The 14,844-nt window shown below is 50.1% G+C and carries 18 protein-coding genes; 10 read left to right on the forward strand and 8 right to left on the reverse strand.

Features of this window, described 5'->3' with window-relative positions; translation table 11 throughout:
* The 3 genes from VMT62_07720 to VMT62_07730 form a co-directional block, all read right to left on the reverse strand.
* Window positions 1-896, reverse strand: an 896-nt coding sequence (locus VMT62_07720) for an NAD-dependent epimerase/dehydratase family protein (GenBank protein ID HVN96299.1), incomplete at its 3' end; no start/stop codon positions are given.
* Window positions 897-905: 9 nt separating this feature from the next.
* Window positions 906-1,823, reverse strand: coding sequence for a hypothetical protein (locus VMT62_07725; protein HVN96300.1), 918 nt, complete (start codon window positions 1,821-1,823; stop codon window positions 906-908).
* Window positions 1,813-2,910, reverse strand: coding sequence for a DegT/DnrJ/EryC1/StrS family aminotransferase (locus VMT62_07730; protein ID HVN96301.1), 1,098 nt, complete (start codon window positions 2,908-2,910; stop codon window positions 1,813-1,815). The genes VMT62_07725 and VMT62_07730 overlap by 11 nt, the downstream gene beginning before the upstream one ends.
* 471 nt (window positions 2,911-3,381) lie before the next feature.
* On the opposite strand from VMT62_07730, the gene fliD reads away from it, so the two are divergent.
* The 10 genes from fliD (at window position 3,382) to VMT62_07780 (ending at window position 10,660) form a co-directional block, all read left to right on the forward strand.
* Window positions 3,382-5,007, forward strand: coding sequence for a flagellar filament capping protein FliD (gene fliD / locus VMT62_07735; protein ID HVN96302.1), 1,626 nt, complete (start codon window positions 3,382-3,384; stop codon window positions 5,005-5,007).
* A complete protein-coding gene (locus tag VMT62_07740) occupies window positions 5,004-5,327 on the forward strand; it encodes a flagellar protein FliT (GenBank protein HVN96303.1) in 324 nt (107 codons plus the stop codon). The genes fliD and VMT62_07740 overlap by 4 nt, the downstream gene beginning before the upstream one ends.
* A 57-nt stretch (window positions 5,328-5,384) precedes the next feature.
* Entirely contained in the window at window positions 5,385-5,591 is a 207-nt protein-coding gene (locus VMT62_07745) for a hypothetical protein (protein HVN96304.1), read from the forward strand.
* Window positions 5,578-6,177 carry a response regulator gene (locus VMT62_07750; GenBank protein HVN96305.1) on the forward strand — a complete coding sequence of 200 codons (600 nt, stop codon included), beginning with the start codon at window positions 5,578-5,580 and terminating at the stop codon, window positions 6,175-6,177. Before VMT62_07745 ends, VMT62_07750 begins: the two co-directional genes overlap by 14 nt.
* 39 nt (window positions 6,178-6,216) lie before the next feature.
* Window positions 6,217-7,671 (forward strand): HD domain-containing phosphohydrolase, encoded by a 1,455-nt coding sequence (locus VMT62_07755; GenBank protein ID HVN96306.1) that lies wholly within the window; start codon window positions 6,217-6,219, stop codon window positions 7,669-7,671.
* A 7-nt stretch (window positions 7,672-7,678) separates the two neighbouring features.
* Window positions 7,679-8,254, forward strand: a complete 576-nt coding sequence (locus VMT62_07760) for a PilZ domain-containing protein (GenBank protein HVN96307.1) — start codon at window positions 7,679-7,681, stop codon at window positions 8,252-8,254.
* Between the two features lie 6 nt (window positions 8,255-8,260).
* Window positions 8,261-9,028 carry a flagellar motor protein gene (locus VMT62_07765; protein ID HVN96308.1) on the forward strand — a complete coding sequence of 256 codons (768 nt, stop codon included), beginning with the start codon at window positions 8,261-8,263 and terminating at the stop codon, window positions 9,026-9,028.
* A complete protein-coding gene (locus tag VMT62_07770) occupies window positions 9,025-9,771 on the forward strand; it encodes an OmpA family protein (protein ID HVN96309.1) in 747 nt (248 codons plus the stop codon). Before VMT62_07765 ends, VMT62_07770 begins: the two co-directional genes overlap by 4 nt.
* Window positions 9,772-9,894: 123 nt before the next feature.
* Window positions 9,895-10,251 carry a phosphomannose isomerase type II C-terminal cupin domain gene (locus VMT62_07775; GenBank protein ID HVN96310.1) on the forward strand — a complete coding sequence of 119 codons (357 nt, stop codon included), beginning with the start codon at window positions 9,895-9,897 and terminating at the stop codon, window positions 10,249-10,251.
* Window positions 10,252-10,390: 139 nt separating this feature from the next.
* Window positions 10,391-10,660, forward strand: a complete 270-nt coding sequence (locus VMT62_07780; protein ID HVN96311.1) for an HU family DNA-binding protein — start codon at window positions 10,391-10,393, stop codon at window positions 10,658-10,660.
* 57 nt (window positions 10,661-10,717) lie between these two features.
* Here VMT62_07780 and hemC read toward each other — a convergent pair whose 3' ends face one another.
* The 5 genes from hemC to VMT62_07805 form a co-directional block, all read right to left on the reverse strand.
* Window positions 10,718-11,611, reverse strand: a complete 894-nt coding sequence (hemC, locus tag VMT62_07785; protein HVN96312.1) for a hydroxymethylbilane synthase — start codon at window positions 11,609-11,611, stop codon at window positions 10,718-10,720.
* Entirely contained in the window at window positions 11,574-12,875 is a 1,302-nt protein-coding gene (gene hemA / locus VMT62_07790; protein ID HVN96313.1) for a glutamyl-tRNA reductase, read from the reverse strand. The genes hemC and hemA overlap by 38 nt, the downstream gene beginning before the upstream one ends.
* A gap of 103 nt (window positions 12,876-12,978) precedes the next feature.
* The gene (gene ccsB, locus VMT62_07795; GenBank protein HVN96314.1) at window positions 12,979-13,800 is read right to left on the reverse strand and encodes a c-type cytochrome biogenesis protein CcsB; all 822 of its coding nucleotides are present in this window, start codon (window positions 13,798-13,800) and stop codon (window positions 12,979-12,981) included.
* A complete protein-coding gene (locus VMT62_07800; protein HVN96315.1) occupies window positions 13,797-14,441 on the reverse strand; it encodes a bifunctional precorrin-2 dehydrogenase/sirohydrochlorin ferrochelatase in 645 nt (214 codons plus the stop codon). Before VMT62_07800 ends, ccsB begins: the two co-directional genes overlap by 4 nt.
* A complete protein-coding gene (locus VMT62_07805) occupies window positions 14,419-14,691 on the reverse strand; it encodes an acylphosphatase (GenBank protein ID HVN96316.1) in 273 nt (90 codons plus the stop codon). Before VMT62_07805 ends, VMT62_07800 begins: the two co-directional genes overlap by 23 nt.
* Window positions 14,692-14,844 lie beyond the last annotated feature (153 nt).

Here is a 14,844-nt window from a genome sequence, read left to right on the forward strand (position 1 = left end):
TCCGAGATCCCCTGTTTGAGGTCGGTAAACTGGAAGGCAGGGAATATCTTCCTGAAGCGGGTATCATCCATGACCTTTCTCGGAGCCCCATCGGGCATGGCCCGATTCCAGGTGACCTTACAGTTACATCCCATCTTGCCGAGAATCATATCCACGAGCTCCCTTACGCTTAAACCGAAATTTTGGCCCACGTTCACGGGCTCAGCAAATCCGTAACTCCCCAATCGATCGATGGTTTCCAGGACGATCCGGCCGAAATCCCGCGCGAATAGCCATTCTCTAATGGCTACGCCGCTGCCCCAGACCTCGATGCGATTTCCGTCCTCAGCCTGAATCCTGACGACCTTGCTGATTAAGGCGTTTAGGGCGTGGGCTTTGTTGGGGTCCGTAGAGTCATAGGGGCCGTACATATTGGGTACGAAGAAACTGACTGTTTTGAATCCGTATTGCATCAGGTAACACTCGCTGAGAATGAGCATCATCCTTCTGGTGCTTCCGTAAGACAGGACCGAGCGATGAATGTTGCCATCCCAGAGACGATCTTCGGTATAACTCTCGAGATGACCGGGAAAGGCGCAATTTGCCACCGGATTGATGAGACATGTACCCGGGGCGCTCTCGTGGGCCGCCCGGTAAATGTTGACAAGCATTCTCATATTCATATCCACGATGTCAGCTGCCTGCTCGGTCACCAGATTGAGACTTCCTACTTTTGCGGCACAGTTCACGGTGACGTCGGGCGCAACGCTCTTGAAGCAAGCCTTCGCTGATTCAAAGTCAATGAGATCTACGCCGTCCGCTCGAGAAATGGGTATTACTTCATGGCCGCCTTCTCTCAAGACTTGCGCGACGTTGGTTCCCACAAACCCGTGACCGCCGAGGATAAGGATTTTCACGAAATCACCTCAATAAACCTCTGTGTCGGCCTGGACTACGTCCCACCGAGAAAACTCATAGAGATCGCCATAAGCACAGTTTAAGACCCTGACACAGAAATATCGTTCCTGATCGTGCTGCACAAAGCCGAGCGCTTCCGCCACATCAGAGCCTAGCGTCTCAGGCATTGCCCAGGTCGTGATCCATTGCGCACCTCTTCTTTTCAATTGATCGCAGGTGAGAGAGAGGAGCGAAAAAAGCGTGCTGCCCGTCCTATGTGCAAGGGTGAGATCGACGATATCGCCGTAGATGACCCCGGTTATGGGGTCTGTGAAGAGCTTGGCGGTACTGTAACCCTCGTCAACATTCACGGTGAAATAGCGGTACTCCGGATTCTTTTCGAATCTCCAACTTCGGTAATCATCCGCTTTTTCAAAGCAGCTTCGCGACGTTTCTTGCCGGCTCATAGCGTAGTCCGTGCGAAGAGGGGGGATAGGCTTGTTTGCCGGACGAAAAAGGGTTTGAATAGCACCCACCGTCTTCCATCCAGGCAACCTTTCGATTGCCTCTCTTCCGCGGGCATTGGGGAAAACACAAACCAGGTCCGGTCTGACGCCGCATGAGAGTAGCGCCGACTCGTAAATGCGTGCAAAAAGACCCTCGTGTCTGAACCGCGGCGCGATCAGCATATCAACAATCTGGGCTGCAACTGCGCCGCTATTCAGGCGACGCATCTTGAGACCCAAGACCCCGGCCAACCCATCGTTTACAAAAGCGCCCATCAGGACGGAGGGTTCGGCCGCCTCCGCGTATTGCCAGAAGTAATAATCGATCTTCTTCTTTCGGTTATACTCATTGTTCATCATGTCGATAAAAGAAGGGGCGTACTGCCCGTCTACAGGCCTGAAACTGATCGCGTGGGGCATGATTTGGGTGTTACCACCCATTTCTGATTGTCTTAATGATGAGATCAACATGATCGTCGTTTAAATGCCCGTGGACAGGGATAGATATCTGTTTTTTCTCGAAGAGATCCTGGCTCGTGAGTCCCTCAGTCATGCCGCCGAACACGCTGTTCCGGTCAATTCTCTGGTGCACAACGGATGCGGGAATGCCATGTTCCTTTAATGTTTGTATGAAATCGTCTCTTTGCTCAACGAGCATCGTGAAGAGCCAGCAGGCGCTTTGGCTTTCTTTGTCGCATTGGATTAGCGTGAGCCCAGGCACGGCTGACAATTCGTCGCGATAACGGGCAGCGATCTCTCTTCTGCGAGCGAGGTTTTCGAAAATGTCTTCCAGGTTGCCTAAACCCACCGCTGCGGAGAGATCGTTCATGTGATACTTGTACCCTACGTTCGCCACATCGTAGCTGCGTTCGCCGAGCACGCTCGGCACTGAGTTCTCGCGGTCTATTCCGAACCAGCGCCTGATTTTGCACTGCCGATAATCCTCATCGTCAATCGAGCACAGGGCCCCTCCGTCGCCGGTCGTAAGATGCTTTATGGCCTGAAATGAAAAGGCGGTGAATCTCGATATTGAGCCCACGGTCCTTTCTTTGTAAGTGGCTCCGAGGGCATGCGCGGCGTCTTCTATCACGGGGAGACCTCGTTCGCCCGCGATAGCAGAAATTTCATCCATTGGACAGGGGTAGCCTCCCCAGTGGACAACCATGATCGCCTTGGTCCTGGATGTGAGTTTTGCGCGGATGGAGGCGGGATCTATATTGGCGGTATGAAGATCGATGTCGGCGAAAACCGGTTGTGCGCCCTGCATAAGCACGGCGAGTCCTGTAGCAATGAACGTCTGTGCGGGGAGGATGACCTCGTCACCCGGACCTACGCCGCTCAAAACCAGGGCTAAATGAAGGGCCGAAGTGCCGCTGTTGACCGCGACTGGGTTCTTTAAGCCGAGGAGGCGAGTGAGTGCCGTCTCGAAGTCCTTTACCAGTTTACCTTCGCTGATCCATGTGGATTTAAGAACGGACGACGCCATTTCAACGGCTTGGGAAGAGATATGGGTATCGAAGAATTCCATGGCCATGACGTTTTAACGGCAGGCTACCGCCCTTGGTGCCTTATGCCGGAGGTATTTCGTTTCTATGGGTCACGCTAATATCTTTAAACAATTACCGTAATACGTGTCTATTCCGCTTCGAATACATGTTTCTGAATACCGATATGCAATATCTATGCCTGTATCCCTGCTCATAGAACCTGAAGAGAAGCGATTCTGCGAAGAAAGCCATTTGTGGGCTTATCCTCGTTGTGAGGATCGGTCCATTCCGGGGCGATAGAAAAGCAATGTAGAATCCTAATCGTCAGATAATTGACAAGAGCGCATTGGTTGCTAAAGTTTTTCCAAATGTATCCGATAATATGAGAGGACACAGGCGAAAGGTCCATCGCGATCGTGAAAATCCAGGGCTCACCATATCAAGAACCTGTTCTTCAGCCCACGAATCGTGCTCAAAGGGACGATTTGTCTTCCGCGGGACAGTCGGCAAATATGGCAGATGTCTATGTGCCGCAGGCATCAGGCTTAAGCAGGGAACGGATCGTAGAGATAGCGAGGACCATAATCGATGAGTTTGCCAGCACCGTGCAAGCACTGTCAGTCCGTAGCCAGGAGCCCGCTCCGACAAGCGTAAGCACGCCTGCCGCCGCCACTGCTCACGAGGCCGTTTCCCCGGGCAATGATCCTTCCTCCTTTTGTTCCGGGAACCATCTGGCGATACCAAGTGGGCAAAATGTCCTCCCCGCCTATGAAAATGACAGATCTTCGCGACAAACGCCGCCTGTGAGCATCGAACTCGAGTTAGGACAGGACCGGGAAGCGGTACAGCCTGGAAGTGTCTTTGGGCAGAGAGGACAAATCTCGCAGGCTGAGGGTGCAACAAGCGATGGGTCGAATGTACACTTTGAGCTTGCCACTCACGGGGGCCTTCCGAATTCATCGGGCGCCCGCGGCAAAGATCTCTTCCCTTTGGACAGGGCCGCGGATGCTTCGTCGGGATTTGAGGGTAGCGGGCGGGCCGTATACGATCCAACGATACCCGGTGAGGTTTCGCAAACGATTTCGGATGGCGAGCGGTATCAAGTCCAATCGGCTTGGGATGAAGCGGGTAAAATCGTGCAAAAGAGATGGCAGGCCGGTTTTAAGGCGAGTACTCCCATACCACGGATGGATAGCACTGAAACCAGTGCCAGACCTCAAGCGACCGGCGACGCAATGATGGAGAGGAAGACCTCTGAAGGCACCTTAGCCTCGGAAAAGGTAAGTCCGGATGTCTCTCTCAAACCGGAAGGCGACGAAAACCCGGTCGTTGTTACTCTCGACACGTCGCATGTTAGCCACGCCATAGCGCGTGCCCAGGATAATTCCCATGAACAAGTCAGAGGGTCTACGGGGCCCGAAAAGGGCGGGGTAGCTGGCACAGTTCGCCTTGCTCATGAGCCCGGGCAGATCGAATCGAAGACTGTGGGCACAACCCCCGATCAAACGATGACTTCCCCTGACAACCATGCGATTCTGAAGTTGACCATCGAATTTGTGAACAGAATGAATCTTCTTGTGAGCGAGGCTGCGCCTGATAGTGAAGGGGCCGATGAGGTGAATGCCGACGCCGCCTCTTCCCCCGGGGTTTGTGCGGACAAGCTGGATTGCGTGCGGAGGATGGCGCCGGAGTTAAGAAGCGCGATTCAGAGCGCTGTCAATAGGGGTTTGAGCCAGTCCGAAGACAATCTTAACGCCGAATCTATAGGCCTTTCTACGGGAAAGAACGGCTCCCTCCATCTTGACACCACCCTTCTCGCATCTCAGCTCACCATGAGGAAAGAGGAAACCCTTAACGTGATCAAAGGGTTTGGCAATACACTCTCCGAAAGGATCAGTTATCTGGCGAACCCGTATGGCGGAATGTATCTCGACGACTCGAATGTTCGCGAGTTGAAAGCGAGCCAGAAGAACCAGGGAACATCACTATTTAACAGGCAGCTCAATACGGAGCAGGATGGTCTACAAAAGAGGCTCAATGAGCTAAACCTCCTGATCGGGCGCTCAGCTCTTCTGACAGATTGGTTCACAGAGCCTGTGAACCCGGACAGGCAGGGCACTGTTGTGGAGACGCCATGAAGGATTTCGAACGGAGAGAAGAGTTTGTTTCGTTGACCGTAAGGGCCTTGCGCGAGGAAGATCCGGACAGATTCGTAGAGTGCCTGCTCAAAAGAGAGAGTTACATCGGCTCTTTGCTTGAGGACGGTCCTCACGTATTCGGTGGTGAGATAGAAGCATGTCTCCAAAAAGAAAGGGAAATACTCAATAGACTCGAGGCAGAGAAGAAGAGGATTGTCCAAGCACTCGACGATCTGTCGATTAAGAAAAGGGCGTTTCGAGCTTATTCTCCCCGGTTTCCCTTGCCTCCTATGCCGGCTTTCTTCAAGGTGACCGGCTGATCGTGCACAACACTTAAGTATTTCACGCTATATCCGATAACTCTATAGGGCGATGCAATGACCATATCCGATTATCAGATAAGTAGCGTAATCAGAACCTACCTCAAGAACATGAAGGTGAGGGTGGGTCAGGTTGAGAAGAATCATGAGGGTTTGACCAGAGAGGATGAGGTAAATATCTCCAGGGAAGGCATGAAGAAGATGCTGTACGACCGGATAGGGGAGCAGATGGCCGAGAAGCTGAAAAAGTATGACCAAGAATGATGAAGATTTCAGAATCCTCGTAGTCGACGACAGCAGAGAATTACGCGAAATCCTGGAGGAGTATCTCAGGGGGGAAGGCGATGTCGTGGAGGGGGCTCAAAATGGGAGAGAGGCCCTCGATAAACACAAGGAACGCTTTTACGATCTCATTATTACCGACTTAAACATGCCCGAAATGACGGGCATGGACCTCATAAAGACTGTTAAGGGGGAGAATGAGATCACCGAGTTTATCATCGTAACAGGATACGCCTCCATGGATACTGCCGTCGAAGCGGTAAAGATCGGGGCGTTTGACTATATTGTCAAGCCTTTCAGAATGGAAGAGCTGAGGGTCGTAGTGAGAAACGCTCGGGACAAGGTAAAGCTCAAGAAATTGAATGCACGACTTCTGGAAACCCTCAAAGGTTTTTACAATGAAATCGGCAGATACCGCCCGAGGACCCAGGATAACGCAGAGAGCGGCGCAAGGTCGAACGGCGAGCCAAAGGAAGTCGCGTCCGGGCCCTTAGGCGATACGGAAAAGATTGTGAAAGAGATAAACGACCTTGGTAAGTTGGGAAAAGGGCGGCTACTCATCGATTAGACTTTAGCCGCTAAGGAAAAATGGGGACAGTGTACGCCAATGATTGCCGGTTCAAAGATTCTTATTGTCGATGATAATCCTGAGATTGTCGACATACTTGCGGACTTTTTGGGTCTCAATGACTGCGAGATCTACAGGGCGACCACAGGCCGCGAAGCACTTGATCTTCTCGAAGGCCAGGATGTGGAGATTGCCATCCTCGATGTAAAACTGCCTGATATCAGCGGTATATCCCTGCTCGACACGATCAAAGTAAATAAGCCAACCATTGCTGTCATCATGGTGACGGGCTATTACGATCCTAACTTCGTGATCGACGCCATGAGAAAAGGGGCCTCCGACTTCCTTCTCAAGCCTTTTGAGCTCGACAAATTGATGCTCGTCATGATGAGGGTTGTCAGGGAGAGAAACCTGCTCATCGAAAAAGAAAATATCCTCCACAACCTGGAAGATAAGAAGAAGATAGAGTTATTGAACAGGGAGCTACAAAAAAAGATAAAAGAATTGACCACTATGTATCACATCTCCAACAAATTCAACTCCCTCAATATATACGATGACGTGTATGAAAAGGTAGTCGGTATGGTAGGCGAACTCCTTGACGTAAAATCGTGCGGCTACTACATCTCTGACAGTGATAACAAAGAGCTCATCCTATATACGGGACTTACCAAGCACGCTCCGCTTGAGGGCAGGCAAAAGATTACCGTGAGAGAAGACCTTTTCAAAGAAGCCTCTACCTTGAGAAAACACCTGTTGATAGAGGACAAAATCTATTTTCCTCTGGTTATCAAAGGTGAATGTATCGGATTTATTATGGCCGAATTCGGGATGAACGGTGGGAAGCAAAAGCGCTCTTACGAAGGCGAGACGATTTTTCTGAGACTGATCGCGGACAAGGCCTGCACCCACATTGAAAATAGGATGCTTTATGAAAGTCTCTTCGAGAACATACTTCACACATTGAAATCCCTTATCGTAGCCATCAACAAGAGGGACTTATACACGGAGGGCCATTGCAAACGAGTCACCGAGATGAGCCTTGAGTTAGGCAGACGCATGGGCATCGATGATTACGAGCGGGACGTGATTAAGGTTGTGGGACCCGTCCATGACCTGGGCAAGATAGGCATTCCCGACTCCATATTGTTGAAGCCAGAAGGATTGACCGACGATGAGTATTCCATCATGAAAGGCCACTCTATTTACGGAGAGGAAATCATGAGCAGGTTCGAGATACTGTCCACTGAAGCGAAGATCATACGCCATCATCATGAAAGATATGACGGGCGAGGGTACCCGGATAATCTCTCGGGTGAGACTATTCCGCTGTGTTCTCGGATCATCGCGGTCTGCGATGCGTACGATGCCATGGTGACTGATAGGCCATACCGGAGGGCGGCAACGCGTGCGGAAATACGCGACGAGATAAAGCGATGCAGGGGAAGTCAATTTGATCCTTTGGTAGCCGATAACTTTGTCAACATGATATGAGAAGACTATGATACGGAACCGTGAGAGGAGAGAATTTTTCAGAATTCGTGACCGCCTGCCCATAGAGTTCAGACAGATCAGCACAGAAGAATTTACCAAACTGAAGGATTTCATCCGCTACAATTCAACGCAGGTCGTGGATAAGATAAACGAGTTCTATCTGCTAGAAGAAGGAGACCTTAAAGGCGAGAATAGTGAGCTTCACGCGTACATGCAGGTGCTCAATAAGAAGCTCGACATGATTATGGACTTTCTCTATAGAAGTAAGCAGGGTGACATATACAGGACAGTTCAGACCAACATCAATGTGAGTGGAGCCGGGGTACAATTCGAAAGCGACGTCTCTCTCAAGGAGGCCGATCTTACCGAACTGAAGATTATCATACCTTTGTTTCCCTATCCCAAGATTACCGCCCTATGCGAAGTGATGAGAACCGAGCGCATCGAAGACGACTCAGGAAACCGTATCAGAACCGCTTTGAAATTCATCGCCATCAATGAAAACGATAGAGATCTTCTGATCAATTATATATTTGTGAAGGAAAGAGAGTACCTGAGACAAAAAAAAGAAACGGCGAGTTGATGAAATATGGATATAGCAACGATACTTGGTCTCCTCCTGGGTGTGGGCTCACTTATTGTTTCCTTTGTGATGGAAGGAGGTCATCTTTCCGCTCTCATCCAGATCCCCGCCATGGTTCTGGTCATTTTCGGAACCTTCGGGGCGGCCACCATCACCACCTCCGTCAAGCAGCTCTTTAATCTTCCGACCCTCATAAAAGTTGCGATGTTTGAAAAGAAGATGGATACACAGGATCTGATAGAACTCATCTTCGGCCTTTCCCAGAAGGCCAGAAAAAACGGACTCTTGAGCCTGGAGAAGGAACTCGATAGCATCGATGAGCCTTTCTTAAGAAAGGCTATCCAACTTGCAATAGACGGTTTTGAGACGAACAAGATCCGAGAGATTCTTGAGATTGAAATGGCCTACATGGAAGAAAGACACAAAGCAGGGGCCATGTTCTTCGGCAAACTCGGAGGTTTTTCGCCGACACTCGGCATCATGGGTACGGTGCTTGGATTGATCCATGCGTTAGGGAGTATGGAAAACAGCTCAAATATGGCCTCGGCCATTGCGAGCGCCTTTATCGCGACTCTCTGGGGAGTTGCCATGGCTAACCTTATCTATCTCCCCATTTCCGACAAATTGAAATTCAAGCATCAGGATGAGGCCTTGTTCTTCGAGATTATCACGGAAGGCGTAATCTCGCTGGCCATGGGTGATAACCCACGGGTTATTCGGATGAAGCTCGTTTCCTTCCTGCTTCCTGACAAAAGGAGAGAGGAGGGGTATTGAGGAGAAGACGACGGGAAGATGAGCATGAGAATCTGGAACGGTGGCTTATCACCTACGCCGATCTTATCACGCTGCTGCTTGCCTTCTTTATCATGATGTACGTGTTTTCGAAGCAAGATGCGAATAAATACGAAGAAGTTATAGGCCGCCTCAAAACGATATTTACCGGCGGAGCTGGTGTGATCAGCCAGGGCAATCAGACGAGCTCCCTCCCTCTTGATTTACCGGTTAAAGCGGTGGATAGCGCAGATAAGGAAATCCAGAAGAAGCTGGAAGAGCAGATTAAGAATCTTGCAGGCAGCGAGGCCATGCAGAAGAGCATCTCCATATTTACCGATGAAAGAGGGGTCGTGATTCGAATCCTCGATAAGGCCTTCTTTGATGAGGGCAAGGCAGATCTAAAGGAGCGGGCACGGAGCGCCCTTGACGGAATAGTACCCGTCATTACAAAGATCGAGAACAGCATCAGGATCGAGGGCCACACCGATAACGTGCCCATCAGTAATGACGAGTTCAAGTCAAACTGGGAGCTTTCGGCGCGGAGAGCAACGGAGGTAGTGAGATACTTCGTGGAAAAACATGACTTCCCGCCGCAACGCATATCCGCGGTGGGTTACGCCGAGTACAAACCGGTTGCTTCGAATGACAGTGCAGAGAGCCGGGCGTTAAATAGAAGGATTGAAATCATTGTCATCAAATCACCGAATGAGTCGAGGATACAACTCATAGGTGACAAGCTGTAGGCTGACCGCAGTGCTTGCCGCCTCTCCGCTTTAGGACCGGTCGTCACGCTCTCTTTTTATTGCCCCGTATGCTCCTGCTGTGATATTGTTAGCTCATCGCATAATGGGAGGTGTGAGACCGCGATGAAAAAGACAACACAAGAAAAAGATTTTCGTCCGTGGGGATTTTTTGAAGTGCTCTCCGACGTAAGCGACCATAAGGTAAAACGGATCACCGTCAATCCTGGCTCCCGCTTGAGCCTGCAAAGACACGGCCGCAGAAAGGAGCACTGGTTTGTTATCCAGGGGGAATCTGTCGTGACACTCGATAAACAGGAAAGACGTGTGATGGCGGGAGAGGCCATTGACATACCGCAGGGTTGTTTTCACAGAATCGCCAACCACAGTTCTGAAGCGCTTGTATTTATAGAGGTTCAGCTCGGCGATTATTTCGGTGAAGATGATATAGAGCGTATAGATGATGATTACGGGCGGCTCTGAAAAGTTTTGAGAGACAAAACAGTTTTCAAAAAAAGTGAAAAAAAATGTTGCATATTGCGTAGATTAAGGAGTATAAACTATCCATGAGGTGGTTGTTGTGGGAACTACCGGAAAATAAAACTCTAAAGGAGGGGCACGTATGACAAAGGCAGAATTGATCGGTAAAATGGCTGCATCAGCAAAAATTTCCAAAGCTGCAGCCGGAAAGGCTCTGGAAGCTTTTCTTGATGGCGTAAAAGCGTCTCTCAAGAAAGACGACAGGGTAACGCTTGTTGGTTTTGGAACCTTCTCCGTTTCAAAAAGGAAAGCCAGAAAGGGAAGAAACCCGAGAACCGGCAAAGAGATCAAGATTCCCGCGCGGAAAGTGCCGAAATTCACCGCAGGAAAAGCCCTCAAAGACGCTATCTGATTTGTTGTACTTAATGAACGCATAAATGCCTCCCGATGTCGGGGAGGCATTTAATTTTTATGGGAGGCTCTCTCTTATCGCCTCATACGCTTCACGGATGAGGGTGTCTGTATTTTTTGTGCGGGCCGAGTGTTGTTCATGGACGAAGAGCCGTCCATCTTCAGTACCCATCGAAACGGAAAGCGTTACCACGTCGCCTTCAATCGCTGCATGTATGCCGAGCGGCAGGTGACAACCGCCGCCAATCTGTGCGAGCAACTGTCGCTCAATCGATATTTCCTGAAAACTTCGTTCATGACTCACCGGTCGCAAGAACTCCCTCGTCTCCTCCCGGTCTTTCACCTCGATACCGATAGCGCCCTGGCCACAGGCCGGAATCATGACGCTGAAGGGGAGAATCTCTTTGACACAATCTTCAAGACCCATGCGCGTAAGCCCCGCATAGGCGAGGATTACGGCGTCGAGCGCCTCGGTCTTAAGTTTCTTTATGCGGGTGTCGATGTTTCCCCGTAGGGTTACTATCTTAAGGGCACTGTTGTAATGAAGAAGCTGCGCCCTTCTGCGGAGGCTGCTTGTGCCGATTCGGGAGCCGGCCTCGAGCTTATCCAGGGAATCGTGTGTAAGCGAGACAAAGGCGTCCCGCGGGTTCTCTCTTTTCAACACAGCTCCGAGGATGAGCCCTTTCTCCAGTTGAGCTGGAAGGTCCTTTACGCTGTGAACCGCCATGTCAATGCTTCCTTCCAGCAGTTGTTCTTCTATCTCTTTTACGAAAAGTCCTTTTCCTCCTACAAGATGGAGCGGCTTGTTCCAGACGGTATCCCCGGTAGTCTTTATTGTTTTGATCACAAACTCGTGGGCAGGGTAGTGAGACCGGAGCTCGTGAACGACAATCTGCGTTTGTGTCAGGGCGAGTTTACTTCCCCTCGTCCCGATTATCCATTTCTTCTTCATCAATCTCCTCAAATTGGAAACATTTCTTCAGGATTTCTACTATGGCTTCGCTGCCGTTCTCTTTAATGAGGGTAATGTGGGGATGCACCACCTTATTTGCAATGGTTCTCGTGAGGACCTCGATGGTGCGCACCGTATCTTGGTCGGCGTTTTTGAGTTTTCGCAGGGCCTTCCTCACCTCTTTCAAGCGGATTTCCTCTACCTTGCCCACGATGTGCGCGATGAGGGGTGCCACGTCGAGCTCCTGTAAAACTTTTGTAAATTCTGCCGCCTCTTGTTGAACGATAAGACGCGCTTTGTCGGATTCCTTGAGCCTGTCGGTAAGATGCTGCTGGGAGAGTTCTCTGAGATCATCGATATCGTAGAGATAAACGTTTTCCATCGCATTCACCTCGGAGGCGACATCACGGGGCACGGCTATATCAATGATAAAGATGGCTCGGTTCTTTCTTTTCTTCATGATGCCCTGAATGAGCGGTTTATCTATGAAGGGCCTCTCCGAACCTGTGGAGGTGAGGACCACATCCACCTTCGCAATCAGTTCCGGCAGTTCCTGGAAAGGATAGGCCGTGCCGGTAATCTCTTCCGCAAGGTAATGGGCCTTCTCATACGTTCTGTTGGTAATGAGGATTTCCTTAAGCCCCTCTTTTTTAAAATATTTGAGGGCGGTTTGACACATCTCACCGGCGCCGATGACGAGTATCTTTTTTTCATCGAGATTGCCGAAGATCTTCTTGGCAAGCTCTATGGCCATGGAGCTTATGGACAGGGGGTTATATCCTATCCTCGTCTCGGTCCGTATCTTTTTCGCCACATTGAACGTCTTATGAAAGACTTTGTTCAGGAAAAAACCCGTGGTGTTACTGAATGTGGCAATCCTGTATGCGTCCTTAACCTGGCCTAAGATCTCGGGCTCACCGATGACGAGCGAGTCCAAGCCTGAAGCCACGAGAAAGAGATGCTTGTAAACGTCTTCGTTTCTGAAAACATACATGAAATCATGGAACCAGTCCGGTTGTACACCCATCGTCTGAATAAGGATCTCCTGAATATTCTTGAGGGCTTCTTGCTGGCTCAGCGTGGAATGGAAATATACTTCCGTTCTGTTGCACGTGGAAAGAATGACCGATTCGTCTATGCCCTTTTGCTTCATTCTATCGAGTAGTCCGGGAATATCCGATTCGTGAACAAAAATCTTTTCGCGTATTTCCACTGGGGCGGTATTGTGGTTTAAGCCCAGTACGGTGAGATATACGGTATCCATTCCTTATGCGCCCTCTATGGTGTGTCCCGGCGATATGAAACCGCAGACAACGCGCGGTGCGCGGATACCTTGCCCCGATCGAGGCGTTCCCCGGCCCCTGATTTCAAACATAAGAATGGAGCCCCTTTATGAGAAAATTGACGCCGAGGAAGGTGAAGAGCACCGAACAAAAACCGAGTATCATCATATAGGCGGTTCTCCTCCCGCGCCACCCTATGGCGAGTCTATTATGGATCAGGATGGCGTAGACGATCCATGTGATGAGCGACCAGGTTTCTTTGGGGTCCCAACTCCAGTAAGATCCCCACGCGAATCCGGCCCAGATTGAGCCGGTAACGATGCCCACGGTGAGAAACGGAAATCCGTACGAAATGCACCGGTAATTGATCCTATCAAGGACTTCAAGGGAAGGAAACCGTTCCGATACGATCAACCTCTTCTTTTTCTTGATCTCTCTTTCCATAAGGAGATACAAAAGCGACACAAAGAAGGCAATGAAGAACAGTGCATTTCCGAAAAAGGAGAACGTGGCATGCACAGGCAGCCACCAGCTTTGCAGAGAGGGAGCCAGCGGTCGTATCTCTGAAGGAGACAGGAGCGCCCAGAATAGAAGCAGGCAGATGAGAGGAAGGATGATGCTACCCAAGGCACGGACAGGGTAAGCCCTTTTGATATACAGGTAGAAACACGCGACGCAAAGTGCGAGGAATGAAAAAGACTCGTGAATGTTCGTGATGGGTGTGTAACCTGCAGCAAAGTACCGTGCAATGAGGGACATAAGATGAACGCCAAACCCAAAGACAAGGCACCACCCTGCAGGTTTATCGAATCTTAGCCTGTTTGTGACAAGGACAAGAAAGTAAAACGCAGTAGATATGAGGTACAGCAGAAGGGCAACGTAAAGCAAGCACACGTTTACGCTCATGGGAGATTGAGCTCCTCTTTGATTTTTGTAACTCCTTTTGTGATGACATCTTCAACAGTCATGCGATCGATCCTTTTCATGATCGCACTCCTCGCGCGCGGATCTTTTACGGTCCTCATGAGGTGCCCTCTTACGGTTCCGATCACACGGAGATATGCGAGATAATCGTCACCCACAGCCTCTTCGATTTTCTCCCTCAACTTCTTCGAAAGCAGCGGCAACTCTCCGGAGGTTGAAATAGCGATGGTGATATCCCCTTTCTTGACGATAGACGGGACGATAAAGTCGCAGATACCGGGACTATCGGCCACGTTGACGGGGAGGCGCTTCCGGGACGCCTCTTTTTTAACCTGCTCATTTACAGCGTGGTTGTCGGTGCAGGCAAAAACGAGTGCCACCCGGTCAAGGTCTCTCTTCTCATATATTCGTTCAAGGCATTCGATGGCGCCTTTCTCGCCGAGTTCAAGAAGCTCAGGTGAGAGCATCGGGCCTACGACGGTGACCCGGGCGCCGAACTTAAGAAGCATTTCGACCTTCCTCAAAGCTACCTTCCCTCCACCCACAACAAGGCATTTTCTTTCGGTGATATCGAGAAAGAGAGGATAGTAGGTACGCGGGTTAATATCTAATCGTGAAGTCATTGAATTCGCCGGTATATTCTTCCCACTTAGTCTCGACGTTTTCTACATAAGCGCCTTGGGGTCCCTGTCTGCACCATTCAACAAGCGCCCTGATATCCGCTTCGGCGCCTTCGCAGACTATCTCCACCCGTCCGTCGGTAATGTTTTTTGTAAAGCCCGTGAGGCCGTACTCGCCGGCCTTCTTCCGCGTGTTGTACCGGAAATTGACGCCCTGTACGATCCCTTTCACGAAGATGTGCATTCTTTTCATGTTCGGTTCTATCCTTTAGCCAGTTAGACGCCCGTAATCTCGAGTTTTTGCCTTGATTTTCAAAGCGATTATGCATATGTTATCTGTATTGGAACGCATTGCGCTTAACATAAGTAACACAATTATACCATGAAATCAAAGGCGTAAGTACGT

The sequence above is a fragment of the Syntrophorhabdaceae bacterium genome (genome assembly GCA_035541755.1).
In the GTDB taxonomy this organism is placed as follows: Bacteria; Desulfobacterota; Syntrophorhabdia; order Syntrophorhabdales; family Syntrophorhabdaceae; genus PNOF01.

Bases quoted from the DNA above. Each gene is read 5' to 3' on its own strand.
- VMT62_07725 (HVN96300.1), bottom strand. From the start codon at position 1,823: ATGGGTGGTAACACCCAAATCATGCCCCACGCGATCAGTTTCAGGCCT.
- VMT62_07730 (HVN96301.1), bottom strand. From the start codon at position 2,910: ATGGAATTCTTCGATACCCATATCTCTTCCCAAGCCGTTGAAATGGCG.
- fliD (HVN96302.1), top strand. From the start codon at position 3,382: ATGGCAGATGTCTATGTGCCGCAGGCATCAGGCTTAAGCAGGGAACGG.
- VMT62_07740 (HVN96303.1), top strand. From the start codon at position 5,004: ATGAAGGATTTCGAACGGAGAGAAGAGTTTGTTTCGTTGACCGTAAGG.
- VMT62_07745 (HVN96304.1), top strand. From the start codon at position 5,385: ATGACCATATCCGATTATCAGATAAGTAGCGTAATCAGAACCTACCTC.
- VMT62_07750 (HVN96305.1), top strand. From the start codon at position 5,578: ATGACCAAGAATGATGAAGATTTCAGAATCCTCGTAGTCGACGACAGC.
- VMT62_07755 (HVN96306.1), top strand. From the start codon at position 6,217: ATGATTGCCGGTTCAAAGATTCTTATTGTCGATGATAATCCTGAGATT.
- VMT62_07760 (HVN96307.1), top strand. From the start codon at position 7,679: ATGATACGGAACCGTGAGAGGAGAGAATTTTTCAGAATTCGTGACCGC.
- VMT62_07765 (HVN96308.1), top strand. From the start codon at position 8,261: ATGGATATAGCAACGATACTTGGTCTCCTCCTGGGTGTGGGCTCACTT.
- VMT62_07775 (HVN96310.1), top strand. From the start codon at position 9,895: ATGAAAAAGACAACACAAGAAAAAGATTTTCGTCCGTGGGGATTTTTT.
- VMT62_07780 (HVN96311.1), top strand. From the start codon at position 10,391: ATGACAAAGGCAGAATTGATCGGTAAAATGGCTGCATCAGCAAAAATT.
- hemC (HVN96312.1), bottom strand. From the start codon at position 11,611: ATGAAGAAGAAATGGATAATCGGGACGAGGGGAAGTAAACTCGCCCTG.
- hemA (HVN96313.1), bottom strand. From the start codon at position 12,875: ATGGATACCGTATATCTCACCGTACTGGGCTTAAACCACAATACCGCC.
- ccsB (HVN96314.1), bottom strand. From the start codon at position 13,800: ATGAGCGTAAACGTGTGCTTGCTTTACGTTGCCCTTCTGCTGTACCTC.
- VMT62_07800 (HVN96315.1), bottom strand. From the start codon at position 14,441: ATGACTTCACGATTAGATATTAACCCGCGTACCTACTATCCTCTCTTT.
- VMT62_07805 (HVN96316.1), bottom strand. From the start codon at position 14,691: ATGAAAAGAATGCACATCTTCGTGAAAGGGATCGTACAGGGCGTCAAT.